The sequence below is a fragment of the Azohydromonas lata NBRC 102462 genome (genome assembly GCF_001571085.1).
Classification (GTDB): Bacteria; Pseudomonadota; Gammaproteobacteria; order Burkholderiales; family Burkholderiaceae_C; genus Azohydromonas; species Azohydromonas lata.
This window is the reverse complement of sequence record NZ_BCTC01000007.1, coordinates 33,581-59,497: the sequence shown is the minus strand read 5'-3', so window position 1 is coordinate 59,497 and position 25,917 is coordinate 33,581. Positions and strand designations below refer to the sequence as shown.

General features: G+C 70.5%; 24 protein-coding genes, 1 tRNA gene and 1 riboswitch. Of the genes, 8 read left to right on the top strand and 17 right to left on the bottom strand.

Annotated features, from left to right (window positions below):
* Positions 1-140 precede the first annotated feature (140 nt).
* Positions 141-1,622, top strand: coding sequence for a Do family serine endopeptidase (locus ALA01S_RS04600; RefSeq protein WP_066332637.1), 1,482 nt, complete (start codon positions 141-143; stop codon positions 1,620-1,622).
* Between the two features lie 169 nt (positions 1,623-1,791).
* Here ALA01S_RS04600 and ALA01S_RS32565 read toward each other — a convergent pair whose 3' ends face one another.
* Both ALA01S_RS32565 and ALA01S_RS04595 read right to left on the bottom strand, forming a co-directional pair.
* Positions 1,792-2,058 carry a hypothetical protein gene (locus tag ALA01S_RS32565; protein WP_157118758.1) on the bottom strand — a complete coding sequence of 89 codons (267 nt, stop codon included), beginning with the start codon at positions 2,056-2,058 and terminating at the stop codon, positions 1,792-1,794.
* A gap of 98 nt (positions 2,059-2,156) precedes the next feature.
* Positions 2,157-3,278, bottom strand: a complete 1,122-nt coding sequence (locus tag ALA01S_RS04595; protein WP_066332635.1) for an NAD(P)/FAD-dependent oxidoreductase — start codon at positions 3,276-3,278, stop codon at positions 2,157-2,159.
* 680 nt (positions 3,279-3,958) lie between these two features.
* Here ALA01S_RS04595 and ALA01S_RS04590 point away from each other — a divergent pair.
* A complete protein-coding gene (locus tag ALA01S_RS04590) occupies positions 3,959-4,429 on the top strand; it encodes a MarR family winged helix-turn-helix transcriptional regulator (RefSeq protein ID WP_066332632.1) in 471 nt (156 codons plus the stop codon).
* A gap of 133 nt (positions 4,430-4,562) precedes the next feature.
* On the opposite strand, the gene ALA01S_RS04585 is transcribed toward ALA01S_RS04590, so the two are convergent.
* Positions 4,563-5,312: a SapC family protein gene (locus ALA01S_RS04585; protein WP_066332629.1), complete on the bottom strand. Its 750-nt coding sequence runs from the start codon at positions 5,310-5,312 to the stop codon at positions 4,563-4,565.
* A gap of 106 nt (positions 5,313-5,418) precedes the next feature.
* On the bottom strand, positions 5,419-6,726 hold the full coding sequence (locus ALA01S_RS04580; RefSeq protein WP_066332626.1) for a hemolysin family protein: 1,308 nt from the start codon (positions 6,724-6,726) through the stop codon (positions 5,419-5,421).
* A 74-nt stretch (positions 6,727-6,800) separates the two neighbouring features.
* On the opposite strand from ALA01S_RS04580, the gene ALA01S_RS04575 reads away from it, so the two are divergent.
* The 3 genes from ALA01S_RS04575 (at position 6,801) to ALA01S_RS04565 (ending at position 10,032) form a co-directional block, all read left to right on the top strand.
* Complete coding sequence (locus tag ALA01S_RS04575) at positions 6,801-7,628, top strand: symmetrical bis(5'-nucleosyl)-tetraphosphatase (protein ID WP_066332624.1); 828 nt, start codon at positions 6,801-6,803, stop codon at positions 7,626-7,628.
* A riboswitch (cobalamin riboswitch) is annotated at positions 7,625-7,891 on the top strand. (Overlaps the previous gene by 4 nt.)
* Before the next feature lie 92 nt (positions 7,892-7,983).
* Positions 7,984-9,852 (top strand): TonB-dependent receptor domain-containing protein, encoded by a 1,869-nt coding sequence (locus tag ALA01S_RS04570; RefSeq protein WP_066332622.1) that lies wholly within the window; start codon positions 7,984-7,986, stop codon positions 9,850-9,852.
* A gap of 90 nt (positions 9,853-9,942) precedes the next feature.
* Positions 9,943-10,032, top strand: a tRNA-Ser gene (locus tag ALA01S_RS04565).
* 229 nt (positions 10,033-10,261) lie between these two features.
* Here ALA01S_RS04565 and ALA01S_RS04560 read toward each other — a convergent pair.
* The 13 genes from ALA01S_RS04560 to ALA01S_RS04500 all read right to left on the bottom strand — a co-directional run bounded on the left by ALA01S_RS04560 (position 10,262) and on the right by ALA01S_RS04500 (position 24,083).
* The gene (locus tag ALA01S_RS04560; RefSeq protein ID WP_066332621.1) at positions 10,262-12,511 is read right to left on the bottom strand and encodes a putative bifunctional diguanylate cyclase/phosphodiesterase; all 2,250 of its coding nucleotides are present in this window, start codon (positions 12,509-12,511) and stop codon (positions 10,262-10,264) included.
* Between the two features lie 4 nt (positions 12,512-12,515).
* Positions 12,516-12,944, bottom strand: coding sequence for an Hpt domain-containing protein (locus ALA01S_RS04555; RefSeq protein ID WP_084267216.1), 429 nt, complete (start codon positions 12,942-12,944; stop codon positions 12,516-12,518).
* Between the two features lie 106 nt (positions 12,945-13,050).
* Positions 13,051-14,295, bottom strand: coding sequence for a flagellar hook-associated protein FlgL (gene flgL / locus ALA01S_RS04550; protein ID WP_066332603.1), 1,245 nt, complete (start codon positions 14,293-14,295; stop codon positions 13,051-13,053).
* Between the two features lie 104 nt (positions 14,296-14,399).
* Positions 14,400-16,436, bottom strand: a complete 2,037-nt coding sequence (flgK, locus tag ALA01S_RS04545) for a flagellar hook-associated protein FlgK (protein ID WP_066332601.1) — start codon at positions 16,434-16,436, stop codon at positions 14,400-14,402.
* Between the two features lie 42 nt (positions 16,437-16,478).
* Positions 16,479-17,435, bottom strand: coding sequence for a flagellar assembly peptidoglycan hydrolase FlgJ (gene flgJ / locus ALA01S_RS04540; RefSeq protein WP_084267215.1), 957 nt, complete (start codon positions 17,433-17,435; stop codon positions 16,479-16,481).
* A complete protein-coding gene (locus ALA01S_RS04535; protein WP_066332599.1) occupies positions 17,435-18,583 on the bottom strand; it encodes a flagellar basal body P-ring protein FlgI in 1,149 nt (382 codons plus the stop codon). Before ALA01S_RS04535 ends, flgJ begins: the two co-directional genes overlap by 1 nt.
* A 2-nt stretch (positions 18,584-18,585) precedes the next feature.
* The gene (locus ALA01S_RS04530) at positions 18,586-19,293 is read right to left on the bottom strand and encodes a flagellar basal body L-ring protein FlgH (RefSeq protein WP_066332753.1); all 708 of its coding nucleotides are present in this window, start codon (positions 19,291-19,293) and stop codon (positions 18,586-18,588) included.
* A gap of 35 nt (positions 19,294-19,328) precedes the next feature.
* Positions 19,329-20,111 (bottom strand): flagellar basal-body rod protein FlgG, encoded by a 783-nt coding sequence (gene flgG, locus ALA01S_RS04525; RefSeq protein WP_066332590.1) that lies wholly within the window; start codon positions 20,109-20,111, stop codon positions 19,329-19,331.
* A 185-nt stretch (positions 20,112-20,296) separates the two neighbouring features.
* Positions 20,297-21,025 (bottom strand): flagellar basal-body rod protein FlgF, encoded by a 729-nt coding sequence (gene flgF / locus ALA01S_RS04520; protein WP_066332586.1) that lies wholly within the window; start codon positions 21,023-21,025, stop codon positions 20,297-20,299.
* A 44-nt stretch (positions 21,026-21,069) separates the two neighbouring features.
* Entirely contained in the window at positions 21,070-22,350 is a 1,281-nt protein-coding gene (flgE, locus tag ALA01S_RS04515) for a flagellar hook protein FlgE (protein ID WP_066332582.1), read from the bottom strand.
* A 16-nt stretch (positions 22,351-22,366) separates the two neighbouring features.
* Positions 22,367-23,056 (bottom strand): flagellar hook assembly protein FlgD, encoded by a 690-nt coding sequence (locus ALA01S_RS04510; RefSeq protein ID WP_066332575.1) that lies wholly within the window; start codon positions 23,054-23,056, stop codon positions 22,367-22,369.
* 41 nt (positions 23,057-23,097) lie between these two features.
* Complete coding sequence (gene flgC / locus ALA01S_RS04505) at positions 23,098-23,520, bottom strand: flagellar basal body rod protein FlgC (RefSeq protein ID WP_066332750.1); 423 nt, start codon at positions 23,518-23,520, stop codon at positions 23,098-23,100.
* A gap of 59 nt (positions 23,521-23,579) precedes the next feature.
* The gene (locus ALA01S_RS04500) at positions 23,580-24,083 is read right to left on the bottom strand and encodes a flagellar basal body rod protein FlgB (protein WP_066332573.1); all 504 of its coding nucleotides are present in this window, start codon (positions 24,081-24,083) and stop codon (positions 23,580-23,582) included.
* 128 nt (positions 24,084-24,211) lie between these two features.
* On the opposite strand from ALA01S_RS04500, the gene flgA reads away from it, so the two are divergent.
* From flgA to ALA01S_RS04485, 3 genes are all read left to right on the top strand, one after another.
* The gene (gene flgA / locus ALA01S_RS04495) at positions 24,212-24,943 is read left to right on the top strand and encodes a flagellar basal body P-ring formation chaperone FlgA (RefSeq protein WP_157118757.1); all 732 of its coding nucleotides are present in this window, start codon (positions 24,212-24,214) and stop codon (positions 24,941-24,943) included.
* A gap of 166 nt (positions 24,944-25,109) precedes the next feature.
* Positions 25,110-25,427: a flagellar biosynthesis anti-sigma factor FlgM gene (gene flgM / locus ALA01S_RS04490; RefSeq protein WP_066332571.1), complete on the top strand. Its 318-nt coding sequence runs from the start codon at positions 25,110-25,112 to the stop codon at positions 25,425-25,427.
* 20 nt (positions 25,428-25,447) lie between these two features.
* Entirely contained in the window at positions 25,448-25,843 is a 396-nt protein-coding gene (locus ALA01S_RS04485) for a hypothetical protein (protein WP_066332569.1), read from the top strand.
* Positions 25,844-25,917: the final 74 nt, after the last annotated feature.

Sequence of the window (25,917 nt, the reverse complement as noted above, 5' to 3'; positions counted from 1 at the left end):
GCGCGCACAGGCCACCCGGCACGGCTCCCCCAGGACGCAGGGACGGCCCGTTCCCGGCAGGGCTCCCGCGCGGCGCAGCCCCGGCGCCAGGGCACACCCCTTGCCATCCCCGGGCGCATCACCGACTGAACGAGGCCGTCATGAAGCCGCGCATTGCCCCTGTCTCGCTGCTGATCGCCGCCGCCCTGGCCGGCTGCGGCCCGCGCTCCAACACCGAGGCCCCGGTGGCTGCTTCCGCCTCGGCGCCCGCGGCGGTGCCGCCCGGCGCATCGGCCTCGGCCATCGCGCCGCTGCCGGCGGGCTCCAACGACTTCACGGCGCTGGTCAAGCGGGTTGGGCCCGCGGTGGTCAACGTCACCACGGTGCAGACGGCCCGGCCGCAGCCCGGGATGGCGCTGCCGCCGGGCGATCCGCTGTCGGAGTTTTTCAGGCGCTTCATGCCGCCGCCGGGCCAGCAGCCACCCCAGCAGGCGCAAGGCATAGGCTCCGGCTTCGTCATCGACGGCGAGGGCCACATCCTCACCAACGCCCACGTGGTGGCCGACGCCGAAGAGGTCACCGTGCGCCTGGCCGACTCCAAGCGCGAGTACAAGGCCCGCGTGGTGGGCAGCGACGCCCTCACCGACGTGGCGCTGCTCAAGGTGGAAGCGCCCAACCTGCCCGTGGCCCCCATCGGCCATTCGGCCCAACTGCAGCCGGGCGAGTGGGTGGCGGCCATCGGCTCGCCCTTCGGCTTTGCCAACACCATCACCGCCGGCATCGTCAGCGCCACGCAGCGATCGCTGCCGGACGAGACCTACGTGCCCTTCATCCAGACCGATGTGGCGGTGAACCCGGGCAACTCCGGCGGGCCGCTGCTGAACATGCGCGGCGAGGTGGTGGGCATCAACTCGCAGATCTACAGCCGCTCCGGCGGCTACATGGGCATCTCCTTCGCGATTCCCATCGACATGGCCATGGAGATCGCGCAGCAGCTCAAGGCCAGCGGCCGCGTCACGCGCGGGCGGCTGGGCATCGGCATCCAGGAGGTGAGCGAGCCGCTGGCGCAGTCCTTCAAGCTCGACAGCGCGCGCGGCGCCCTCGTCACCGCCGTGGAGCCGGACAGCCCCGCGGCGCGCGCCGGGCTGGTGCCGGGGGACGTGATCCTCAGCTTCGGCGGCCAGGCCGTGGCCGACGCCACCACGCTGCCGCGCCTGGTGGCCGGGACCAAGCCGGGCACGGAAGTGCCGCTGGAGGTCTGGCGCAACGGCGCCGCCGCCACGGTGAAGGCCACGGTGGCGCAGGCGCCGAATCCGCAGGTGGCGCAGGCGGCGCAGCCGGCCCGGGGATCGGCGCCCAAGCCCGCGGCGACGCAGTTGGGCATCGCGGTGAGCGAGCTGCCCGCGGCGGCGCGGCGCGCGCTGGGTGTGCCTTACGGGCTGGTGGTGGAGGAGCTGCAGGCCGGCGTGGCCCGCGCGGGGCTGCAGCAGGGCGATGTGATCGTGGCCGTCAACGGCCAGCGCTTTGCCAGCCTGGAGGAATTCCAGCGCCTGGCCCAGGCCCCGGCCGGCGGCTCCGTGGCGCTGCTGGTGCGCCGCGGGGAAGCGAGCCTGTTCGTCCCGGTACCGGTGGGCAAAGGATGAGGCCCGGCACGGTCATCCGGCGGCCCATAAAAAAACCAGCCCCGCTGGAAGCGGGGCCGGCGTGTGGAGAAAGAAGCTGCGGTTGCGTGGGAGATTGTGTGGTGCCTCAGACGGCTTTTTAGGGTGCAGTGCGTGACGTCAGGCCGGTGTTCTGAAGTCGCTCAGGCGTTCAAAAACGTGACACCGCACTGTGGCTGCCCGAGAGGCCGGCGGGCAGTTGATGGTCCAGCCGGTAGCGGGTGACTTCGGCATCGCGGCCGCCGTAGACCTTGGAGAAGTACAGGTCGCGCGCCGTCACCGGGCCACGGCGCAGAGGGGTTTCGCCTTCGCTGCAGCGTTGACACAAGCCGCTGAACGACAGTTCGAAACAACCAGGGGTCGAGCACCGGTGTTGCAACATGCCTTGCTCCGCTTCGGCGTTGTCAGGGAAAGCCATCCTAGGGGCCACCCTTCCCCTGTTACAGCGGATCAACCCTTACCCGAAGCTTGCATAAGTATGCTGCGGCGCAACAACTTTTTTAGTTGCGCGCGCACTCACAGCTTTTCGAGCTGCTCGGCGGCGTGCTCGGCCAAGGCCAGGCAGGCGGTCAAGCCGGGGGACTCGATGCCAAAGAGATTGACCAGCCCCGGCACCCCATGCTGCGCCGCCGCATCGATGCGGAAATCGGCTGCGGGCTGGCCCGGCCCGCTGATCTTGGGCCGTATGCCGGTATAGGCCGGTGTGAGCGCACCGTCCGGCAGCGCGGGCCAGTAGTGGCGTATGGCGGTTTCGAATGCGGGGATGCGCGATTCATCGACCCGGTAGTCGAAAGTGGCGGGGTCGGCGTCATCCAGCCACTCGGTGTCCGGGCCGAAGCGGGCCTGGCCGCCCAAGTCCAGCGTGAGGTGCACGCCCAGCCCGGCCGAGTTGTGCATGGGGTAGACCAGCCGCGAAAAGGGGCTGCGCCCGCGCAGCGAGAAGTAATGGCCCTTGCAGGCCCAGGCGCGCGGTACGTGCTGCGGCGCCAAGCCGTCGATGCGCGCGGCCAGCGTCGGCGCGCCGTGCCCGGCGGCGTTGACCACGCGCCGCGCCAGCAGCGCCATGGGCTGCTCGCCCCCCACCTGCAATTCGGTGCCGCCCTCGCCCACGCGTGCCGAGAGCACGGGGCTGGCCAGCGCCAGCACGGCGCCCGCGGCCTCGGCGTCACCCAGGAGGCTGAGCATGAGCGCGTGGCTGTCCACGATGCCGGTGGAGGGCGACAGCAGCGCGGCCACGGCATGCACTTGCGGCTCCAGCGCGCGGGCCTGGGCGGCGCTGAGCCACTGCACGTCGTCGACGCCGTTGGCCAGGGCTTGCGCTTGAAGGGCGCGCAGCGCGCCGAGCTGCGCGTCGTCCGTGGCGGCGATGAGCTTGCCGCAGCGCCGGTGCCCAATGCCGCGTTCGGCGCAGTAGGCGTACAGCCGCTCGCGGCCGCGCACGCACAGCAGTGCCTTGAGCGAACCGCTGGGGTAGTACAGCCCGGCGTGCAGGACCTCGCTGTTGCGCGAGCTGGTGCCCGTGCCGATGGCGGTGGCGCCTTCCAGGATGAGCACCTCGCGCCCGCGCTGCGCCAGCTCGCGCGCCACGGCCAGGCCCACCACGCCGGCGCCTATGACGACGGTATCGACGCTGTCCATCACGCGCGCTCCTGCACACGGCGGGCTGACGCGTTGCGGCCAGGCCACGCGGCGCGGCCCCGGCATGGGCCTGCGCATGGCCCGGGAGTCGCCCGGGGAAACCGGGCGGCGGCATGGGCCGCCGTTGCGTCATGAAAGAGGGGGATCGGCATGGCGGTGTGCATGTGAAACCCCGGCGCAGGGCCGCGCCGGCGGAAGTTGGTTGCGCTGCGAAGGCGCTTGATCACACACGCAAGCATGCACCGGAAAACTGCTGGCGCGGCCGCTGTGGACGGCGGCGCGCCCGGCGTGGAGGTCCCAATGCATGGGCATGCCTCCCCCCATGGCGGTCCGCAGCCGCCCGGAGGCCGCCTTGTGGTCGCCCGACAGCCGCCCTACAGCGGCCCGATTGCCGCCCCGTTGCGCAGGCAGCCTGCCACCGCGGTGGTTGCCTGCGGCACCGGGCTCCTGGGGAAAAGTCACGAACCTTGGGCAGGGGGTCGGTGCGGGAGCGCGGTTTGCCATGGTTGTGTGCGCCACGGCCACGCTGGCCGCTCTGCGGGCGGGTGGGATGTCCCGGAACGCCCTGGCGAGCCGGCCCTGCCGCCCAGAATGCCTTGAAGGAATGGGCGGTTGCGTGCGCAACACGACCGTTGCCTCGCTACACTGGCCTTCCTTTGGTACTGAATTGCGAGCCGACCATGACAACACGTTCCAAGCCCGCCACCCGCACGCCTCCGCCGGCACTGGATGCGTTGCTCAGTCACCGGTTGCACGAGCTCTACAAGCTCAGCGACGCCTTCGGCAGCGGCAGCGGCCTGCGCGCCAGCGGCGTGGCCCCGGGCGACGCGCGCTGCCTGGCCGCCATTGGCGCTTTCGAGCCGCTGTCGGTGGTGGAGCTGGCCGCGCGGGCGCGGCTGAACAAGGCGCAGGCCAGCCGCGCGGCGCAGTCGCTCTCCGACCAGGGCCTGGTGCGCAAGCAGGCCAACGCCGCCGACGCGCGCGGCGTGGTGCTGTCGCTCACCCCGTCCGGGCGCGCGGCTTGGCGCAAGGTGATGGCGCTGATCGAGCGCCACAACGAGCAGGTCTTCGGCGTCTTCTCGCCCAACGAGCGCAAGCAGTTCGACAAGCTGCTGGAGCGGCTGCTGGCGCATCACCGCGAGCAGGCGTAACGCCGCTGAGGGCGACGGCTCCTGCGGGAGCCTGTAGGAGGCCCGCTGGCGGGCCGAATTGCAGCGCGCAACACCACGGCGCGCCGGCGGTTCGGCCCGCCAGCGGGCCTCCTACGTTCTGCGGCGAGGGGTCTTAGTGCGCCGCCGCGCGGATCGCCCGGCGCTCGGCCAGGCGGCGCAGGTGCACCATGGAGAGTTGATGGGCGTGGATCAGGCGCATCAGCCCGCTGCGCACCAGCTCGGCCAGCGTCGCGTCGTCCAGCTTGAGCAGCTTTTCCTCGGCCACGGCCATGAAGCCGTCCACCCGCAGCGTCGGACCGCCCTCGCCCTGGCTGATGTCCAGCCGCATCTCCTGCAGCAGCCCCAGGCCCATCAGCCGCGCGCAGCCGCGGCGCGTGCGCTGCGCCTCGGCCTCCAGCTCCGGCAATTGCTGCTGCATGCGCTGCACCAGCGCCGAAGGGCTGCCGTCGGCTTCGAACAGCAAGTCGCCTTGCGCCTCCGACAAGCCGGCGTAGGCGCGGTCTATGCAGAGCGCGGCCTGCTGCGCGTCCACCTGCGCCAGCGCGAAGGGGTAGACGCGCAACTGCGCCGGCAGGTACTGCGCGGACCAGGCGCCGTCAGGCTGCAGGTACAGGTTCTCGTCGCGCGTGAGGCCCAGCACCGCCATTGGGGCGATTTGCGGCTGGCCGGCCTCGTCGGTGCCGGCGCGGACGAACACGATGGGGTACTCCATGCACGCCTGCGCAAACTCCGCCCCGTGCAGGAAACAGGCGTTGAGCTTGCCCGCGGCGCTGGCCAGGTCCACGGGCAGTTTCAAACGCAGCGCGCGGTGGTGGTTGCGGTCCAGGGCGACGGGGTCGCGGTGCAGGGCGGGATTGATCATGGCAAGTCTGTGAAGCGGGAAAAAACCGTTGGCGCCGCGGCGGCCGGGAGCGGGCCGGGCCGGCGGGCGCGAGCAAAGGGTTCAGGCGTCGTGGGAAGCAGGCGCCTCACTGCGCCTTGGCAGGCTCGGCCATGGGCGTGGCCAGCACCTTGTCGATGCGCTTGCCGTCCAGGTCCACGACCTCGAAGCGCCAGTCGGCCCATTCCACGGCGTCGGCCGTGCGCGGCAGCCGGCCCAGCAGCAGTAGCACCATGCCGGCCAGGGTGTTGTAGCGGCCGCGTTCCTCCTCCGGCAGCTCCTTCAGGTCCAGCCTGTCCTTGAGCTCGGGCACGGGGATGAGGCCATCGAGCAGCCAGCTGCCGTCCTCGCGCGGCACGGCCCAGGGCTGCTCGTGCTCGCCGTCGCCGCCGCTGAACTCGCCCGTGATGGCCTCCAGCAGGTCGCGGATGGTGATCACGCCCTGGACCTCGCCGTACTCGTCCACCACGAACACCATTTCCGCACCCGTGGCGCGGAAGTGCTCCAGCAGCTCCATGCCGGACAGCGTTTCCGGGACGAACACCGGCGGCATGAGGTGGTCGGCGATGTTCAGCGGCTCGCCGCGCAGCACCTGGCGCAGCAGCGCCTGGGCGGCGACCACGCCCACCACGTCGTTGAGGTCGCTGCGGCACACGGGGTAGCGCGAGTGGGCGGCCTCGGCCAGCGACACCTGCACCTCCTCAACCGTGGCGCCGGCGTCCAGCCACTGGATGTCGGCGCGCGGAATCATCATGGAGCCGATCTGGCGCTCGTCCAGCCGGAACACGTTGCGCACCATCTGGTGCTCCTGCGCCTCGATCACGCCGGCGTCCACGCCCTCTTCGAGCTGCGCGGCGATCTCCTCTTCCGTCACGCTGCGGCTCACCGCGTTGCGAATGCCCAGCAGGCGCAGCACCGCTTCCGTGCACACCGACAGCAGCACCACGAAGGGCCGCGCGACGGTGCTCAGGCCTTCCATGGGCAGCGCCACCAGCCGCGCCACCTGCTCCGGGAACATCTGGCCGACGCGCTTGGGCACCAGCTCGCCAAAGATGATGGTCAGGATGGTGATGATGATCACCACCAGCGCCGTGGCGGTCACGGCCGCGGCGTCTTCCGGCACGTGCAGCGTCTGCGTGAGCCAGTGCGACAGCGGCTGGGAGAAGGCGTTCTCGCCCACGATGCCGTTGAGCACGCCTATCGACGTGATGCCGATCTGCACCGTGGAGAGGAACTTGGTGGGGTTGTCGTGCAAGTCCAGCGCGGCTTGGGCGCCGGGCTCTCCCGCTTCGAGCATCACCAGCAGCCGCGTCTTGCGGCTGGCCGTGAGCGCCATTTCCGACATGGCGAACAGCCCGTTGAGCAGGATCAGGAATACCAGTAACGCAAAGTCCATCGGGAAGGCGCGGGGCGCCGCGGCGGCGGCCGCGCCGGGTAGAAGAGGCGGGCAAGCGTAGCAGAATCCCCTAAATGCACTATTTCATCGGCGACCTCCAGGGCTGCTGCGACGCTTTCGAGCGGCTGCTGGCCGAGCTGGGCTTCTCCCCTTCCCGCGACCGCCTCACGGTGTTGGGCGACCTGGTCAACCGCGGCCCTGCCTCGCTGGGCACGCTGCGGCGCTTGCGCGATCTGGGCAACGCCGCCGACGCGCTGCTGGGCAACCACGACCTGCACCTGCTGGCCGTGGCCCACGGCGTGCGCCCGCAGCACCGCAGCGACACCCTGCGCGACATCCTGGAGTCCGGCGAGCGCGAGGCCTGGATCGACTGGATACGCCAGCGCCCCCTGGCCCTGCGCCGCGAAGGCTGGCTGTGCGTGCACGCGGGCTTGCCGCCGCAGTGGAGCGGCGACGACACCCTGGCCCTGGCCGGCGAAGTCGAAACCCTGCTGCGCGGCCCGGGCCTGGCCGACTTCCTGGCCGTGATGTACGGCAACGAGCCCGCACGCTGGAGCGACGCGCTGCAAGACGCCCAGCGCTGGCGCTTCGTCATCAACGTGCTCACGCGCATGCGCTTTTGCGCCGCCGACGGCACGCTGGACTTCAAGACCAAGGACGGCGCGCTGGCCGCCCCGCCGGGGCTGATGCCGTGGTTCGAGGTACCCGGGCGGCGCAGCGAGGGCGAGCCCATCGCCTTCGGCCACTGGAGCACGCTGGGCCTGATCAATCGGCCGGAACTGCTGGCGCTGGACACGGGCTGCGTCTGGGGCGGACGGCTCACCGCCGTGCGCGTGGACGGCGGGCGGCGCGAGGTGACGCAGGTCGACTGTCAGCAAGCGCAGGCGCCCGGCCCGGTATGATGCGCGCCGCTTCAGGTGCCCGCGGTCTCGGCCGGGGGTTGAACGGGAAGCAGGTGCCGCGGCGAAGCGGGGGTTCACACACCCGCTGACGCCGGGAAGGCCTGCGCTGCCCCCGCACCGGTAAGCAGGCATGTTGTTCATCACTGGGCCACTGCGGGCAATGACGCCCGTGGGAAGGCGATGCATGACGCGTGCGGAGGAAGCCACACCTTCCCGCGCGCAGCCTGCGAGCCCGGATACCGGCCTCGATGCATCGCCGCCGCCTCGGTCTGCGCCTTGTTTGTTGCAAGGCGCTCAACCACAGCGGCTTGTTGCCACTGCAGCCTGCGGGGACGCTGGCTGCCGGAGCCTTGTGATGAATTTCCCCTTCCAACGGCCTGCCGCGCTGTGCGGCCTGGCCCTGCTTGCCCTCACCCCCATCGCCCGTGCCGCCGAAGCCGCGGTGCAGGAGCCCAGTCTCGTCGCGCTGGCGGATATGCCGGTGCAGCCTGTCGTTGTGACGGCCACGCGCATGGCGCAGCCCGTGAATGAGACGCTGGCCGACGTGCGCGTGATCGATGCCCGTCAACTGCGCCAGGCAGGCGCCATGTCCGTCGCCGACGTGCTGAGGACCTACGGCGGCGCTGAAATTTCCAGCAACGGCGGCGCTGGCCAGCTCTCCAGCGTCTTCCTGCGCGGCAGCAACGCCAACCACGTGGTGGTGCTTGTGGACGGCATTCGCGTGAGCAGCATCAGCGACGGCAGCACCGCCTTCGAGCAGCTACCGCTCAACCAGATCGAGCGCATCGAAGTGCTGCGCGGCCCGGCCAGCAGCCTCTACGGCGCCGATGCCATCGGCGGCGTCATACAGATCTTCACCAAGCAGGGTGAGCATGCCGAAGCCAGCGTGGGCTTCGGCAGTTGGCAAACGCGCGAAGTCTCCGCGGGCGTGGGCCGCCGCTTTGGCGACACCAGCGTGTCGCTGCGCGCAGGCTTCAAGCAGACGGACGGCTTTTCCGCCACCAATGTTGAAAGCGGCGTGTACTACTTCAACCCTGACCGGGACGGCTACCGCAACCGCAACCTTGGCGCCAGCGCATCGCACGAGTTCGCGGCTGGCCACACGCTGACCGTGCGTGCCTGGGGCAGCGAAGGCAATGTGCATTTCGACAGCGGCTTGGGCAACGACGATTACTCGCATCGGCGGCTGTCCGTTGCGTCGGCCGAAAGCAGCAACCAGTTCTCCGCCGACTGGCGCAGCCTGGTGCGCGTGGCGCGCAGCGTTGACGACTACAAGACCTACGGCAGCTCGCCGAGTTTCTACCGCACCGACCGCAACCAGTTCACGTGGCAGAACGACTTGACGCTGCCCATGGGCACGCTGGCTGCCGGCGTGGAATGGCGCCACGAGCAACTCGAATCCTCCACGGTGTTCACTCGCAATCTGCGCTTGGCGCGCGCCGCCTTTGGCAGCTACGTGCTGACGCAGGGCGCGCACCGCCTGGAGGCCTCGGCACGCTATGACGATGACTCCCAGTTCGGCGGCCACAGCACCGGGCGCCTGGGCTACGGCTATTTCGTCACCCCCGTGTGGCGGCTGTCGGCAACGACCGGCACGGCGTTCAAGGCGCCCACCTTCAACGATTTGTACTGGCCGCTGTCCTTCGGTTTCCAGGGCAATCCCGATTTGCGCCCGGAGCACTCGCGCAACGTCGAGGTGGCCGCGCGCTACGACGATGGGGCGTTGGCCGCGGGCCTCACGGTGTTCAACAACCGCGTGCGCGACCTGATCACCATCACCAGCGACTACAGCACCATGGTCAACCTCAGCAGCGCGCGCATCCGTGGCGCCACGCTGGATGCGGCCTACCGTGCCGCGTCGTGGAGCGCGCGGGCCGAATGGACCTACCAGGAGCCCGAAGCGGCCAACGGCGTGCAGCTCACCCGCCGCGCCAAGCATCACGGCGCCGCCATCGTGGAGTGGACGCCCGGTCCATGGCGCGTGGGTGCCGAGTTGGTGGCCCAGGGCCTGCGCTACAACAGCACCACCTTCGACAACAGCGCCAACACCACGCCCATGGGCGGCTACGCGCTGCTGAACCTGCGCACGGCGTATGCGCTCACGCCCAAATGGAGCGTCTCCGCCCGGCTGAACAACGTGACCGACAAGGGCTACGAGTTGGCTCACGGCTACAACACCGCGGGCCGCAACTTCTTCCTCGCGCTGGAGTACGCCGCCAAGTAAGCGCACGTCGGCACCCGGGCCGGAAGATGCGACAATACGCCCTTCGCCGCGCGGCTCCCAAGCTGGAACCGCACGGCAACAGCGACATCAGGAAGCGTGGCCGAGCGGTTTAAGGCACCGGTCTTGAAAACCGGCGAGGGTTGATCCCCTCCGTGGGTTCGAATCCCACCGCTTCCGCCAAACTGAAAAAACGCCCCCACGGGCGTTTTTTCATTTCGGCGACGAGCCCCTTCAACGCGTCGGCATGCTTGTTGAATATCTTTGGCTTTGGCCGAAATGATCGGCGACTTGGCACAGTCGATAGGGTGAAGGTCCAGGAAATTAATTTCCCTGCCCTTCGAATATCGCAGCCGAAATAAAAAACGGCAGCCTTGCAGCTGCCGCTTCCTCCAAACCGTGACCGGCGCCCTCAGCCCGCCGCGGCCCGCGGCAGCAGTGCGGGGTCGGCTACCTCCTCGCCGTCAGCCACATCCATCCACGCCGCCTTGCGCGGCAGCACGGTCTGCGTGAGCCAGCGCTCCAGCTCGCTGGCCAGGCAGGGCCGGCTGAACAGGTAGCCCTGCATGATGGTGCAGCCCAGGCGGTTGAGCACCTCCATCTGGCGCAGCGTCTCCACGCCCTCGGCCACCACGCGCAGCTTGAGCGTGCGCGCCAGAGCGATGATGGCCGTCACCACCGCCGAGCTCTGCGGCGTCACGCCCAGGTCGCGCACGAAGCTGCGGTCGATCTTCAGCTCCGAGATGGGCAGCGTGGTCAGATAGGCCAGCGACGAGTAGCCGGTGCCGAAATCGTCGATGGCGATCTGCACCCCGATTTCATTGAGCCGGTGCAGCGACGGAATGACCTCCTGCAAATCCTTCATCAGCCCGGTCTCGGTGATCTCCAGCTGGATGGCGTCGGTCTTGACGCCGTACTCGCTCACCGCGCGCTCGATGTGCTGCACCAGGTCCGAGCGCTCGAAGAGGCGGTTGGGCAGGTTCACGGCGATGGAGTCGCTGAAGCCGAAGCTCACCTCCCAGCGCTTGGCCTGGCGCGCGGCCTCGTGCAGCGCCCATTCGGACATGGGCACGATCAGCCCCGTTTCCTCCGCCAGCGGGATGAACTCCGCCGGCGACACCAGCGTGCGCCCGCGCTGCCAGCGCATGAGCGCCTCCACGCCCACCATGCCCTGGCCGCGCACGTCCACCTTGGGCTGGTAGTACATCACCAGCTCGTCGCGCTCTATGGCCTTGTGCAGCGCGCTTTCCAGCTCCAGCTTCTCGCGCCCGCGGCCGGCCAGCATGGGGCTGTAGCTCGACGCCGCGTTGCGGCCCTGCGCCTTGACGGCGTACATGGCCACGTCGGAGTTGCGCATGAGGTCGGCCACCGAGGCGCCGTCGCGCGGGTACAGCGCGATGCCCACGCTGGCGGTGACGAAGCACTCCTGCCCGCCCACGAAAATGGGCTCGCGCATCACCTCCAGGATGCGGTCGGCCACGCGCTGCGCGTCGGTCTCGTCCATGACCTCCGGCAGCAGCGCGATGAACTCGTCGCCCCCGAGGCGTCCAACCGCCTCCAGCGAGCGGTGCGAGCGCGAGCCCACGGCCTCCAGCGTGCCCTCCTGCACCGTGTCGCAGTGGCGCACGCAGGCCTTCAGGCGGCGGCCCACCTCCACCAGCAGCTCGTCGCCGGCGCTGTGGCCCAGCGTGTCGTTGATGACCTTGAAACGGTCCAGGTCGATGAGCAGCAGCGCCGCGGCGTGGCCCAGGCGGCGGCCGTGCTCTATGGCCTTGTCGGCGCGCCACAGGAGCTGGCGGCGGTTGGGCAGCCCGGTGAGGGCGTCGAAGTTGGCGAGGTGGCGGATCTTGTCCTCGGCCACGCGGCGGTCCGTCACGTCCTGGACGATGCCGGTGTAGCCCGTCTGCACGCCGTGCTCGTTGAACTCCGGCTCGGCCTCGATGTGCAGCACGCGGTGGCGGCCGTCAGGCAGGGTCACGGGCACGTCGGTGGCCAGCACCGCGCCGTGCGCCAGCGCTTCGCGCAACAGGCGCAGCAGCCCGGCGCGGTCGGCGCGCTCGGCCAGGCGCAGCAGGTGGTACAGGCCCGGGCGGTCGCCCGCGGCGTAGCCGAAGACGCGCAAGCCCTCGGGCGAAAGCAGCAGCGTGCCCGGGTGCCCGTCCTGCGGGTGGCGCCAGTCGAAGCTGCCCATGCGGGCGATGTCCTGCGCCCGCGCCAGCCGCGCCTGGCTGCGCTCGAGCTCGCGCCGCGTGCGGGCGCTGCGCAGCAGGTACTGCAGCCGCCCGGCCAGCAGGCTCCACTGCGAGCTCTTGACGTAGAAGTCCGTGGCGCCGGCCTGGTAGGCGCGGCTGATGGAGGCGTCGTCGTTCAGGCCCGTGAGCATGAGCACGGGCATGTGCTCGAAGCCCGTCGTGGCGCGCAGGCGGTGGCAGGTCTCGAAGCCGTCGAGGTCGGGCATGAGCGCGTCCAGCACCACGATGTCGAAGGGCGCCTGCTGCAGCATGCGCAGCGCCGCCGCGCCGCCGTCGGCCTCCGTCACCTCGAAGCCGCGCTGTCGCAGCGCCGCGCCGGTGAGCATGAGCTGCACCTGGTCGTCGTCCACCAGCAGCACCTTGGGCTGCTCCAGGCCCTCGTCGGCATCCATGGGCAGCGGCAGGCTCATGCGCTCAGCCACCGGTGCCCAGCAGCGGCTGCAACGTGCACAGCAACTGCCGGCCCTCCGTTTCCAACTCGTCCAGCAGCGCCGGCAGCCCCTGCGTGCGCTGCTCGCGCACGCACTGCTCGGCGTCGGCGCACAACTGCGACAGCCGCAGCGCGCCCACGCTCATGGAGGAGGACTTCAGCGTGTGCGCCACCATGCGCTGGCCTTCGAGGTCGGCCGCGCCGCGCGCGGTCGCCAACTGCTCCAGCAGCCGCCGCGTGGAGCTGTCGAAGGTGCGCAGCACCTTGGGCAGCAAGCCATGGCGGCCGCCGGGATCGAGCTCGCTGAGCCGCTGCAGCGCCTCTGCGTCCAGCGGAGGGCTCAGGGCGGCCAGCAGGGCTTGCGAGGGGTCGATGTCGGTCATGAGGGCAAAGGACTGGCGTATTGCCTGCATTCTGCCCCGCCGCCGCCCCCTGCTGGCAAGGGCGTTGCCCCGGCAGCACCGCGGCAATGGCCGCTTGTCCAGCCCCGCCGCGCAGTGCGGGCCCGCGCCCGCGGCATCAGCCGCCGATGTAGTTGAAGATGGAGAGCCGCTGCACCATCGAGTAGGTCTTGAGCGCCGCCTCGTAGCCGGTGTTCTTGAGCTGGAATTCCGACAGCGCCTGGTAGGGGTCGAGGTCCACGGCCTGGCTCCTGGCCTCCTGGCCCTGCAGCTTGAGCGAGGCGTTGCGCTCCTCGGCCGCGTCGGCGTGGTTGAGCGACTCGCCCGCGCGGCTGCGCAGCGAGCCCAGCGCCGTGAGCGAGCCGTCCAGCCCCGCCATGCCCTCCTGCACCGTCTGCTGCACCTGGGCGCTGCCGCGGTTGGGCGTCTTGAGCGCGGCGATGGCGCGGTCCAGCGTGTCGAACACGCTTTGCTTGGGCTGCGACAGCCGCACCTCGAAGACGTTGCCGTCGGCCGGCGCACCGCCGATGGCGAAGCTCATGCCGTCGAACTCCACGGCGCGGCCGCCGGACGTGCTGGTGCCCGTCCAGGGCTTGGGCGCATCCATGGCCTCACCGTTCTTGAGCACGGTGTAGCTCATGTCGCCGGCCGTGCCGCTGAACTTCACCTCGTAGCGCAGCGCCGAAGGGTCGGCCACCGCCGGCGGCGAGGTGGCGGCAAAGAAGGCGGCCGGGTTGGTGACGTGCCCGCCGTCGCTCCAGGCCGTGGTGCTGTTGGTGTTGCTGGCCTTGAACAGGCCATTGCCGTCCGGGGCCTGCAGCCAGGCGCCCTGCCCGTCCACGGTCAGCGCCAGGCCCTCGCCGCCGTCTGCGCCGGTCTGGGTGCCGGCCGTGCCGCGGAACGCCACGCCCGCGGGCCCGTTGACGAAGGGCGGCGCGCTGGAGCCCTGGCCGCCGAAGAAGTAGTTGCCCGCGCCGTCCTCGCGGTTGGCCAGCGCCAGCAACTGGTCGCGCAGGCCCTGCAGCTTGTTGCCGATGTTGGCGCGCTCGCTGTCGCCCAAGGCGCCGTTGCCGGCCTGCACCAGGGTCTCGCGGGCGTCCTGCATCAGGTCGATGGCGTCGCTCAAGGTGGACTCGGTCTGCGACATGGCGTTGCGGCTGGCGTCCACGGCGCGCTGCTGGGCGTCGCTGCGCGCGATCTGGGCCTGCGCGCGCTCGGCACGCGCGGCGGCCACGGGGTCGTCGCTGGCGCGCAGCACGCGCTTTTGCGCGTTGAGGTGATCCTGCAGGTCCGCCAGCTCGCTGTGGCGGTCCTGCAGCGCAGCGACGCTGCGCGCGAAGGTGGCGGTGTTGGTGATCCTCATCGGCGGCTCCTGTGCGTGCGGCGGCGGGCCTGGGCGGCGCGGGCGCGGACGTCTTGGTTCATGGCGGGTACGGTGCGGCGGCGGCGGTCGGTGCCGGGCGGGCCTCAGCGCGAGGTGGCCTGCAGCAGCGCGTCGAACACCGTCTGCGCGACCTGCAGCACCTTGGCCGCGGCCTGGTAGCTCTTCTGGTACTGGATCAGCTTGGCCCCCTCCTCGTCGGTGTCCACGCCGGTCTTGGCGTCGCGCTGCGCCAGCGCATTGGTGGCCACGCCGTCGGAGATCTCGCTGGCCGTGCGCGCCACCTGCACGCGCGAGCCCACGTTGGCCAGCGCACCGGCGTAGGCGTTGGTGATGGTGTCGCCGCCGGTGCTGCCGGCGGCGGACCAGTTGCGGCCTATGAAGGACTCCGTGCCCAGCCCGGCCAGCGCGCGGGCGTTGCCGTTGTTGATGGCGGGGTTGGTGGTGGTGGCCACGGCGATGCTGTCGCCCTTGGCCGGGCGGCCGGCCAGCGTGAGGCTGAACCCTTCCAGCGCGATGGGCTGGCCGGCTTGCCAGGTGCCGGTGAGCGTGTTGCTGCCCACCACGGCGCCGGAGGCATCCAGCTCGTCCCACTTGTACTCGTAGGCGCCGCCGTCGTCGGTGAAGCTCAGGCTGCCCTGCACCGAGTGCGAGGCGTCAAAGCCGCTGCCCGTCATGGTGAGCGCGCTCACGGTGGCGGTGCCGGTGTTGGTGCGCTGGGGCGAGGCCGTCAGCGGCGCCGCGGCGGCCAGGCCACGCGGGTCGTCCAGCACGCGGCGCATGTTGGCTGCGGCACCGCCCACGGGCTGCAGCAGGAAGCGGTCGCCCGCGCTCACGCCTTCGATGTTCAGCGTGAAGCCGGGGTGGAAGCTCGCGTCCGAGCCCGCCGCGGCACCCTCGCGGGTGAAGCTCTGGCCGTCGGCGGTGGAAAAGCGCTGGCCGTCACTGGTGCGCGTCATGACGTAGCCGCCCCCGGCGGCGCCTTCGAGCGTGTACTCGGCCGCCTCCAGCAGCGAGGCGTCGTCGATGTGTATTTCCACGCTGCCCAGCGCGTTGCCGCTGCCGTCGCGCGCGTTGCCCACGTCCGCCAGCCCGCGCAGCGCGCCGGCTTGCGACTGGCTCACGAAGTCGGTGAACAGCGGCTGGCCGCTGCCGGCGGGGCTGCGCAGGTCCAGGCCCAGGGCCTGCTGCTGGTTCATGCGCGCCGACACCGCGGTGGCCATCTGGCCCAGCGAGTTGCGCGCGGCCACCAGGTCCTGGTTCTGGAAGCGCAGCATGGCGCCCATGGAGCCGCCACCGGAGAGGGCGGTGCTGTCCAGCGTGACCAGCATGCCGTTGCCCTGGCGCACGCCCAGCGCGGCGCGGCTGCCGTCCATGCGGTCGGCCGTGACTTCGAGCTTTTGCACCTGGTCGCCCAGCACCAGGCTCTGGCCGCCGGCGGCGAACACGCCTATCGAGCCGTCCGGCGCCGCCACGGTGCTCACCTGCAGGTAGCCGCTGAGCTGCTGCACCAGCTGGTCGCGCTTGTCCAGCAGGTCGTTGGGCGGCTGGCCCTGGGCCTGCTGGCGCACGATCTGCGCGTTGAGCTGCGCGATGCCGCTGGTGATGCCGTTGGCGCCGTTGATGGCGGTGCGCAGGTCCTTCACCACGCCGTCCTGCAGCGCGTTGAGCTGCTCGCCGGCATTGGCGAATCGCTGCGCGAGCTGGTCCGCGCGCGAAAGCACCACCTGGCGCGCCGAGGCGTCGCCCGGGCTGGTGCTCAGGTCGGTGAAGGCGCCCAGCAGCGAGCTGGCCGCAGCCCCCACGCCGGAGTCGCCGGTGGGAAAGGCGTTTTCCATCTGCGACAGCAGGTCCAGCCGCGTGCTGTCCGCGGCGGCCTGCGACTGGGCGGCGCTCACCTCGCGGGTGAGAAAGGCGTCGTGCGCACGCGAGATGGTGGTCACGTCCACGCCTTGCCCGATGAAGCCGCTGGGCGTGTACTGACCGTTGGCGGTGCTGAACTCCACCTCCTGGCGCGAGTACCCGGCAACGTTGGCATTGGCGATGTTGTTGCCGGTGGTCTGCAGCGCGGCGTAGTTCGCGCTCATCGCACGGGCGCCCACGGACAACAGGGAAAAGGCCATAGGAAAGCTCCGGGTTCGTGTTCTTTGAAAGCGGGCCGCGCCTCAGGTCATCGCCCGCTGCAGCCGCAGCGTGGTGTCGATGACGCGGCCGAGCTTGTCGGCGTAGGCGGGATCGGTGGCGTAGCCCGCGCGCTGCAGCCCCTGCGCAAAGCCTTGGGCATTGCTGCCGCTGGCCACCACTTGGGCGTAGCGCGGGCTGTTCTTCATGAGGCGGGCGTAGTCGGCGAAGGACTCCTCGGCGCTGGCGTAGGCGCGAAAGCGCGCCACCACCTGGCGCGGCTGCCCGCCGACGTACTCGGTGGTGCGCACCTCGGCCACGGGGCCCTTCCAGTCGCTGCCGGCCTTGATGCCGAAGAGGTTGTGCGAGGGGCTGCCGTCGGTCTTGCGGATGTCGCGCTTGCCCCAGCCGGTCTCGTGCGCGGCCTGCGCGAGCATGAAGGTGGCCGGTATGCCCGTGGCCACCTCGGCCACGCGCGCGGCGCCCTGGTGCGCGGCAATGAATTCATGCGCCTTGCCGCGGGGAGCGGCCGCGGCCGTGGCGGACGCGCCGTCGGCGCGCGCCGGCGCATTGGCCGCCTGGCCGGGCAGCGGCGCGGCCAGGGCGCGCGACGCCGCGGCCTGGCCGGCAGCGCCGGCCCCCTGGACGGCCTGCGCCCCATGGGTGCCCGCCTTGTCCAGGCCCATGCCCCGTTCGAGCTGGCGCAGGATGGCGCCGTGCAGCCCGCCGGGCTGGCCGCTCAACTGCGTGGACAGCTGCTTGTCCAGCAGCTCCGTTCCCAACTGCGAGCCCTCGTTGTCCAGCAGCCCGCTGCTTTGCGTGGCCTGGCGCATGCTCTTGAGCATCTCCTGCATGAACAGCGACTCGAACTGCTTGGCCACCTCCTTGGCGGCGCCGCGCGGGTCGTTCTTGGCGACGTTGCGCAGCGAGTCCAGCGTTCGCGTGTCGGCGGCCAGCCCCTGCGGGGCGGAGGACAGGCCCTTGGTCGGGAAGGCGCACATCAGATCACCTCCAGCTCGGCATTGAGGGCGCCCGCGGTCTTCATGGCCTGCAGGATGGCCAGCAGGTCCTGCGGCGTGGCGCCCAACAGGTTGAGCGCCTTGACCACGTCGGCGAGCTTGGTGCCCGCGGGCAGTTGCACCAGGGCGCCGCCCTGCTGCGAAATCGTGATGTCGGACTTCTGCGTCACCACCGTCTGGCCCTGCGACAGCGGCGCGGGCTGGCTGACCATGGGCGTGGTGTTGATGGTCACCGACAGGCTGCCGTGCGCCACGGCGCAGGCGCCCAGCGTCACCGCCTCGTTCATCACCACCGAGCCGGTGCGGGCGTTGAGCACCACCTTGGCCGCCGGGCGGGCCAGCTCGACCTGCAGGTTCTCGATGTCGGCCAGGAAGGCCACGCGCGCGTCGGTATTGCCCTGGGCGGGCATGCGCACGCGCACCACGCGGCCGTCCAGCGCCTGCGCCGTGCCCTCGCCCTTGGCGCGGTTGATGGTGTGCGCCACCTGGCGCGCGGTGTCGAAGTCCGCGGCGCTCAGGCCCAGGCTCAGCACCTCGCCCTGCTGCAGCGGCGTGGCCACCTCGCGCTCCACCGTCGCGCCCTCGGGAATGCGCCCGGCGCTCAGGTGGTTGATCTGCACCTTGGAGCCGCCGGCCGAGGCGCCGGCGCCGCCCACCACCAGGTTGCCCTGGGCCAGCGCGTAGATCTGCCCGTCGGCGCCCTTGAGCGGCGTGGCCACCAGCGTGCCCCCGCGCAGGCTTTTGGCATTGCCCATGGAGGAGACGTTGACGTCTATGGCCTGCCCCGGCACGGCAAAGGGCGGCAGCACCGCCGTCACCATCACCGCGGCCACGTTGCGCAGCTGCATGGTGGTGCCCGGCGGCACCGTCACGCCCATCTGCTGCAGCATGGCGTTGAGGCTTTGCGTGGTGAAGGGCGTCTGCGTGGTCTGGTCGCCCGTGCCGTCCAGGCCCACCACCAGGCCGTAGCCCACGAGCTGGTTGTTGCGCACGCCCTGCACGGCGGCGATTTCCTTGATGCGCACGGCGTGCGCGCTGTGCAGCGGCACGAGCAGCGCGGCGCCCAGCGCCAGCACGGCCAGGGCGGCGCGGCCGCGGAAGGAGCGAAGTGACGGTGTCATGGCCCGCATCCTCAGAACGGCAGCACGCTCAGGAACACGCGGCCCAGCAGCCCCATGAGCTGCGCGTCGGCCTGCTGGCCGCGGCTGCGGTGCTCCACGCGCACGTTGGCGATGCGCGAGCTGGGCACGACGTTGCCGGGCTGAATGGCGCGCGGATCGACCTGGCCGGCAAAGCGCAGCACGTCCACGTTGGCGTTCACGCCGATCTGCTTCTCGCCGGTGATGAGCAGGTGCCCGTTGGGCAGCACGCCCGTGACCATGGCGGTGATGGTTCCGGAGAAGTCGTTGCTGCTTTCGGTGGCGCCCTTGCCGGCGAAGGTGTTGCTCGCGTCCGCGCCGGCGCCGAGCTTGCCGACGATGGAGCCGCTGCCCAGTATGGGCAGCGCGCTGACGCTGGCGTCCACCTTGCCGCTCTTGTCCACGGAGCTGGTGGACTTCTGGCTGGCGCTCACGGCTTCCACGATCTGCACCGTGAGCGTGTCGCCCACCAGGCGGGCGCGGTGGTCCTCGAACAGCGGGCGGTAGGTCGCGCCCTGGAAGATGGAGCCGTTGGCCACCACCGGCACCGCCGGCATGGCCTGGGGCTGCACGGGGGCGGTGCTGGGCATGTCCACGCGCGGGGCGCGGTAGTCGTCCAGGCCGGCGCAGCCGGACAGCGCCAGCAGCACGGTGGCGGCCGCCGCGGCGGCGCTTCGGGACGGGAGACGGGGGTACTTCACGACGGAACCTTGGATGTTGCGCAGCGCTTTCAGCCTCAAAGCTGGCTGAGCTTTTGCAGCATCTGGTCCGAGGTGGAGACAGCCTTGGAGTTGAGCTCGTAGGCGCGCTGCGTCTGGATCATGCTCACCAGCTCCTCCACCACCGAGACGTTGGAGGTCTCGACGAAGCCCTGCGCCAGCGGGCCCAGGCCGTTGCTGTTGGGCGTGCCCGTGGTCGGGGTGCCGGAGGCCGCGGTTTCGGTGTACAGGTTCTGCCCGCGCGGCTCCAGGCCGGCCGGGTTGATGAACTGCGTGAGCTGGAGCTGGCCGATCTGCTGCGGCGCGAGCTGGTTGGGCACGGTCACGGTGACGATGCCGGTGGACGACACCGACACCTTGGTGGCGTTGTTGGGCACGGTCAGGCCCGGCTGCACCGTGTAGCCCTCGTGCGTGACGACCTGGCCATTGGAGTCCAGCCGGAAGGCGCCGTCGCGCGTGTAGGCCGTGGTGCCGTCGGGCAGCTGGACCTGGAAAAAGCCCTGGCCCTGGATAGCCACGTCCAGGTCGTTGCCGGTGCTCTGCAGGCTGCCCGGCTCGAAGTTGCGCGAGGTGGCCACGGTGCGCACGCCCAGGCCCAGCTGCAGGCCTTCGGGCAACTGCGTCTGCTCCGAGGTGGCCGAGCCGCTCTGGCGCAGGTTCTGGTACATCAGATCCTCGAACACGGCATGGCTGCGCTTGTAGCCATTGGTCGAGACGTTGGCCAAGTTGTTGGTGATGGTGTCCAGCTTGGTCTGCTGGGCTTCCATACCGGACTTGGCGATCCACAGCGAACGGATCATGGAAAGCTTCTCCTGGATGCTGCGGGCGATCTTCTCCCGCCCCCGGCCCCGCCCAGGGCACGAAAAAAGCGGTGTTTGATGTCCATATCGGCAGCGCCCGGCGCGGCTTGAGCCGGACCGGGCGCGCTGAGGTCACGAAGGGAGGCGGCGCGGGGCACGCCGCGCGCGGATTTCGGCGGCGGGGGTCAGCCGCCCAGCAGCTTGGCCGCCGTCTGCGACTGGCGCTCGGCCGTCTGCATGAGCTTCATCTGCTGCTCGAACTGGCGCGCCGCGGCAATCATGGCCACCATGGTTTCCACCGGCGAGACGTTGCTGCCTTCGAGCGTGCCGTCGCGCAGCCGCGCCGCGGGGTCGGCGGGCAGGTCGCCATTGGCGGCGCGAAACAGCCCGTCCGTGCCGCGGGTGAGCGCGGCCTGCGGCGTGACCATCTTGAGCCGCCCGGCGGTGGTGGTGCGCCCGTCAGGGTTGGTGATGCTCACCGTGCCGTCGCTGCCGATGCTCAGGGTGCCGCCCGTGCCCGCGGGCACGCTGATGGGACCGCCCTCGCCCAACACGGGCAGCCCGTTGCGGGTGACGACCTGGCCCTGCGCGTCCAGGTCCAGCGAGCCCGCGCGGGTGTAGGCCTCGGTGCCGTCCAGGCCCTGCACGGCCAGCCAGGCGTCGCCCACCATGGCCACGTCCAGGTTGCGCCCGGTGTTCTGCATGGGGCCGGGCGTGGCGTCGTAGCCGGTGGTGGTCTCCAGCGAGGGCACGCGGGTGCTGGCGCCGTCGCCGCGCACCGGCACGGCGCGAAAGGCCGCCATCTCGGCGCGAAAGCCCGCGGTGGAGACGTTGGCCAGGTTGTTGGAGATCACGTCCTGGCGCTGCATGGTCGCCTTGGCTCCCGTCATGGAGAGGTAAATCATGCGGTCCAAGGCAATGCTCCTTCGGTGCTTCGGTCAGTGGGCGGCGGGAACTATCAGCGCAGGTTGACCAGGGTCTGCAGCACCTGGTCCTGCGTCTTGATGGTCTGCGCGTTGGCCTGGTAGGAGCGCTGCGCCGTGATCATGTTCACCAGCTCGCCGGCCAGGTCCACGTTGGACTCCTCCAGAGCACCCGCCTGCAGCTTGCCCAGCGAGCCGCTGCCCGGGGCGCCGCGCACGGGCTCGCCGGCTTCCAGCGAAATCGCCCACATGTTGCCCGCCACCGGCTTGAGGCCCTGCGGGTTGCGGAAGTTGGCCAGCTCCACCTGGCCCGCGGCCAGGCTCTGGCCGTTGCTGTACTGGGCCATCACCGTGCCGTTGTCCTGGATGTTCAGGCCCGTGAGGTTGCCCGGGGGAAAGCCGTCCTGGTTGATCTTGGTCACCGAGAAGGAGGTGCCGTACTGGCGCACCGCGGTGAAATCGAAGCCGGAGATGGGAATGTCCAGCGTCGTCATGCCCGGCAGCGTGCCGGTGGCCGCCGTCGTGGTGGACACGATGCCGTTGCCGCCGGACTCCAGGGCGGGCAGCTCGGGCTGCGGGTCCTGCACGGTGCTGCCGTTGCTGGCGAACTTGAGCTGGTTGGTCAGCGCGGCGCCGCCGTTGAGCATGTTGCCGTTGGCGCTGACGAAGACGTTCCAGGTGTCGACGGCGGCCTTCTGGAAGTAGTAGGTCATCGCCACCGGCTGGCCCTTGGCGTCGTAGACGGTCTGGGAGGTGGCGTTGTTGTAGGTGGTGGGGTCGGTGGCGTTGAACGGCTTGGTGTCCGAAGCCGTGACGGCCGAGCGCGAGTCCAGGTTGAGTTCCAGCGAAATGCTGCCGGTGGCCTTGGGCTGTATGCCGGAGGTGGGCAACTGCAGCGCCTGCGGCGTGCCGGGCTGGATGTTGCCGTTGGGGTCAGCCGGGTAGCCCAGCAGCTTCATGCCGTCGTTGTTGACGATGGTGCCGCTGCGGTCCACCTTGAACTGGCCGTTGCGGGTGTACATCGTCGGGTTGACGCCGTCGCTCACCTGGAAGAAGCCGCTGCCGCTGATGGCCAGGTCGGTGGGCTTGTCGGTGGAGGTGATGTTGCCGCCGGTGAACTGCTGCGACACCTCGTCCAGGCTCACGCCGATGCCGATGTCCCCGCTCACGCCGCCCGAAGCCGCCGCGTACATGTGCGAGAACTCCGCGCGCGCGGTCTTGGCGCCATAGGTGTTGGCGTTGGCAATGTTGTTGCCGATGACTTCGAGGTTCTTGCTGGAGGCGTTGAGGCCGGAGAGGCCTTGCTGGAAGCTCATGGCGAGTCCTTGTTCTTCAGTTGAAGGCCTTGACGGCGCTGTAGTTCACGAGCCCGCTATGGCTCAGCCGCAGTTGCAGCGACTGTCCGCTGGTGCTGACGGCGGTGACGGTGTCGGTGGTCAAAGGCGTGGCGGTGACGGCGTTGGAGCCGGCGCTCGCGGTGACCTTGAAGGTCTGGCCCGCGGCCACGCCGCTGGGCTGCGTCCACTCGAAATTGACGCGCCCGGCCTTTTGCGCGTTCAGCTGCACGGTATCGATCACGGCGCCGGCACCGTCCAAGATCTGCACCTGCACCCGGTCGGCCGAGTTGGCGAGGTCCAGCGAGCCGGCCAGCTTGTTGGAGGCGCTGCCCTCGGTGAGCCGGTTGCCCTCGATCACCACGTTGCGGTTGACCAGGCTGGCGGCCTGCACCGCCTGCATCTGCATGAACTGCGAGCCCAGCCCGGCCACGGTGGTGTTGAGCTTGTCCAGGCCGCTGACGGTATTGATCTGCGCCAGCTGGCTCGTGACCTGCGCGTTGTCCATGGGGTTGAGCGGGTCCTGGTTCTTCATCTGCGCCACCAGCAGCGTGAGGAAGCGGTCCTCGGTGGCCACCTGCTTGTTCTTGTCGCTGCTGCCGGAGCTGCTCGTGCTGCTCGTGCTGCTGTTGGAAAGCGCCGCAAAGGGATTGGCGCTGTTGGCGGAGGTGGTGGCGGTGGTGGTCATGCGGGGAGGAAGTCAGGAGGAGCGGGCCGGCGCAGTCAACGTCAGCCCTGGCCCAGTTGCAGCGTCTTCTGCAGCAGGCTCTTGGCGGTGTTCATGATCTCGACGTTGTTCTGGTAGGAACGCGAGGCCGAGATCATGTTGACCATCTCCTCCACCGGGTTGACGTTGCTGAAGGTGACATACCCATCGGCATCGGCGGCCGGATGTTTAGGGTCGAACACGCGGCGCCCCGGCGAGTTGTCCTCCACCACGTTGCTCACGCGCACGCCGGCGCTCTCGCCCACGCCGCCTTGCTGTGCGCCCATGAGCTCGGTCTGGAACACCACCTGGCGCGCCTTGTAGGCCTGGCCGTCGGGGCCGGCCACGGTGTCGGCATTGGCCAGGTTGGAGGCCACGGTGTTCAGGCGCTGGCTTTGCGCGCTCACGGCGCTGCCGGCGACGTTGAAGATGTTGAGCAGGCTCATGCGGCGGTGGTCCTGGAATCGGTGGGCGAAGCGGCGGCGGTGCGGGCGGCGCCGGCCGCTCACTGGCCCTTGATGGCGTCGAGCATGGTGCGCACGCCGGTATTGATGAAGCGCAGCGTCGCCTCGTACTTGACGCTGTTGTCGGCGAAGGCGGCGCGCTCGCGGTCCATGTCCACGGTGTTGCCGTCCAGCGAGGTCATGGCCGGGCTGGCGTAGGCCAGCTCGCCGTGTCGGCTTTGCGTGCCTATCTCGGCCACGGAGCCCTCCACCGGCGAGGCCAGGTGGCCCGCGGCGCTGGCCAGCGGCTGCGGCGCGCCGGAACGAATGGTCAGCGCCGGCGCGGCCGAGGCGCCGGCGGCCGTGGACGGCGGCATCATCTCGGCCCTGAGCGTGGCCTGGCCGCCCGTGGCCTCGCGCAGCGCCTGCGCGAAATCCATGTCGCGCGCCTGGTAGTGCGGCGTGTCGGCGTTGGCGATGTTGCTGGCCAGCACGCGCTGGCGTTCAGAACGCAGCAGCAAAGCCTCGGTCTGGAAGCTCAGGGTGTCGGTGAGGCGTTTGAGCATGACGGCACGGCTTTTCTGATGCGTCGCATTGTGGGCACGCCGTCGCGCGCTGGCCGCTGGAATAAGCGGCAGGAACCGGGCGCAATTCCGGCGCATGGCCCGCGCGGGCGGGCTCTAAAGTGGCCGCCGTGAAAGCACTGCGCCCCCTACTTCTGCCCCTGCTCGGCCTGTGTGCCGCGGCTGCGGCCTGCGCGCAAGCGGCAGCGCCTGCTGCCGCCGGCGCGGGGCTGGAGCCCGCGGTGCTGGCGCGCGTGCGTGAGCTGGCGCAGCAGGCGGCACAGGCCGCCTCGGCCGAGCTGCCCGGCGCCCGCGTGCAGCTGGAGCTGGGCACGCTGGACCCCAGGCTGCGCCTGGCGCCCTGCGCGCAGGTGCAACCCTACGTGCCTGCGGGCCAGCGCATGTGGGGGCGCGCACGCATCGGCCTGCGCTGCATGGCCGGTGCGCCCTGGAACGTGTATTTGCCCGTCACGGTCAAGGTCTTCGCCCCGGCGCTGGTGATGGCGCAGGCCCTGCCCGTGGGCACGGTACTGGAAGCCGCGCACCTGGCGCGCGAGGAAGTGGACGTCGCCGCCGGCGCCAGCCCCGCGGTGACCGCGGCCGAGCAGGCGCTGGGCCGCGCGCTGGCGCAGTCACTGCCCGCGGGCGAAACGCTGCAGCGCGCCCACCTGCGTGCGCGCCAGTGGTTCGCCGCCGGCGACACGGTGCGCGTGGTCGCCACGGGCGACGGCTACAGCGTCAGCGGCGAGGCCCAGGCGCTGGGTCCCGGCTTGGAAGGCCAGGCCGTGCGGCTGCGCACCGACAGCGGCCGCGTCATCAGCGCGCTGCCCGTGGCGCCGCGCCAGGCGGAGGTGGCGCCATGACGCGCACGTCCGTTTTCCCGCCGGCGCCTGCGCGTGCTCAAGGCTGCGCGGCGCCCTGCCCCCTATATGAGCGCCGGTTACCAAGCCCCATTAAAGTTCTCCGTAGCGGCTCCGATATCTCACCCATGTTGAGCGGGCCGGTCCAGCCCGTACCCGGAGACGCACCATGAAGATCGGCCCTTTCAATCTCTCGTCCGCCCGCACCACGGCCAATGGCGAGACCGCGGCTGCTGCGCGTCCCTCCACCAGCGGCACGGCATCCACATCCTCTTCCGTGGCCGCTGGCGAGGCCAGCAGCACGCAGGTCGCACTCTCGCCTGCAGCCACCACGCTCATTGCCGGCGGCGATGCCAGCTTCGACACCGCCAAGGTGCAGCGCATCGCACAAGCCATACGCGACGGCTCTTTCCGCATCAACGCCGGAGCCATCGCCGACAAGCTTCTCGACAACGCCCAGGAACTGCTGGCGCGTTCTCCGCATTGACACAACCACCGCTGTAACCCATGAACAACCCCTGCGCCGACAACACGTCCACCGCCGAAGAGCTGGAAAGCACTCTGGCTGTGCTGGAGGCGAACCTTTTGGGGTTGAGCAATTCCCTGCGCGAGCGCGACGCCGCCGCCATGGAGCGCCAGGCCGAGCAGTTGCACCAGGCCCTGGCCACGGCCGTCAACCGCTTCGCCCAGGCCGCGCGCAACGGCAGCGTGCCGCCGGCACTGCGCCTGCGCCTGGCGCACGCGGGCAGCCAGGTGGCCGCCCAGCGCGAAGCCCTGGCCCGCGCCACCGCGGCGCTGGACCGCGCCATCGACGTGCTGCTGCCCGGCCTCAATGCCGGCCCCGTCTACGGCGCCGGCGGCCTGGCCGACCGCCCCTCGCGCGGCGGCATGGTGCGCGCCTGAGCGGCCGCACCCTCGCCTGAACGGCCCGCTTCCAGCGGGCCTTTTTTGTTCCCCGTCGCCACGCGGGGGCATCG

Bases quoted from the DNA above. Each gene is read 5' to 3' on its own strand.
- ALA01S_RS04600 (WP_066332637.1), top strand. From the start codon at position 141: ATGAAGCCGCGCATTGCCCCTGTCTCGCTGCTGATCGCCGCCGCCCTG.
- ALA01S_RS04500 (WP_066332573.1), bottom strand. From the start codon at position 24,083: ATGCTCAAACGCCTCACCGACACCCTGAGCTTCCAGACCGAGGCTTTG.
- ALA01S_RS04555 (WP_084267216.1), bottom strand. From the start codon at position 12,944: ATGCAGGCAATACGCCAGTCCTTTGCCCTCATGACCGACATCGACCCC.
- ALA01S_RS04510 (WP_066332575.1), bottom strand. From the start codon at position 23,056: ATGACCACCACCGCCACCACCTCCGCCAACAGCGCCAATCCCTTTGCG.
- ALA01S_RS04580 (WP_066332626.1), bottom strand. From the start codon at position 6,726: ATGGACTTTGCGTTACTGGTATTCCTGATCCTGCTCAACGGGCTGTTC.
- flgE (WP_066332582.1), bottom strand. From the start codon at position 22,350: ATGAGCTTCCAGCAAGGCCTCTCCGGCCTCAACGCCTCCAGCAAGAAC.
- flgK (WP_066332601.1), bottom strand. From the start codon at position 16,436: ATGGCCTTTTCCCTGTTGTCCGTGGGCGCCCGTGCGATGAGCGCGAAC.
- ALA01S_RS04570 (WP_066332622.1), top strand. From the start codon at position 7,984: ATGAATTTCCCCTTCCAACGGCCTGCCGCGCTGTGCGGCCTGGCCCTG.
- flgC (WP_066332750.1), bottom strand. From the start codon at position 23,520: ATGAGCCTGCTCAACATCTTCAACGTCGCCGGCAGCGCCGTGAGCGCG.
- flgL (WP_066332603.1), bottom strand. From the start codon at position 14,295: ATGAGGATCACCAACACCGCCACCTTCGCGCGCAGCGTCGCTGCGCTG.
- ALA01S_RS04535 (WP_066332599.1), bottom strand. From the start codon at position 18,583: ATGCGGGCCATGACACCGTCACTTCGCTCCTTCCGCGGCCGCGCCGCC.
- flgG (WP_066332590.1), bottom strand. From the start codon at position 20,111: ATGATCCGTTCGCTGTGGATCGCCAAGTCCGGTATGGAAGCCCAGCAG.
- ALA01S_RS04590 (WP_066332632.1), top strand. From the start codon at position 3,959: ATGACAACACGTTCCAAGCCCGCCACCCGCACGCCTCCGCCGGCACTG.
- ALA01S_RS04560 (WP_066332621.1), bottom strand. From the start codon at position 12,511: ATGAGCCTGCCGCTGCCCATGGATGCCGACGAGGGCCTGGAGCAGCCC.
- flgJ (WP_084267215.1), bottom strand. From the start codon at position 17,435: ATGTGCGCCTTCCCGACCAAGGGCCTGTCCTCCGCCCCGCAGGGGCTG.
- ALA01S_RS04585 (WP_066332629.1), bottom strand. From the start codon at position 5,312: ATGATCAATCCCGCCCTGCACCGCGACCCCGTCGCCCTGGACCGCAAC.
- ALA01S_RS32565 (WP_157118758.1), bottom strand. From the start codon at position 2,058: ATGGCTTTCCCTGACAACGCCGAAGCGGAGCAAGGCATGTTGCAACAC.
- ALA01S_RS04575 (WP_066332624.1), top strand. From the start codon at position 6,801: ATGCACTATTTCATCGGCGACCTCCAGGGCTGCTGCGACGCTTTCGAG.
- flgM (WP_066332571.1), top strand. From the start codon at position 25,110: ATGAAGATCGGCCCTTTCAATCTCTCGTCCGCCCGCACCACGGCCAAT.
- ALA01S_RS04485 (WP_066332569.1), top strand. From the start codon at position 25,448: ATGAACAACCCCTGCGCCGACAACACGTCCACCGCCGAAGAGCTGGAA.
- ALA01S_RS04595 (WP_066332635.1), bottom strand. From the start codon at position 3,278: ATGGACAGCGTCGATACCGTCGTCATAGGCGCCGGCGTGGTGGGCCTG.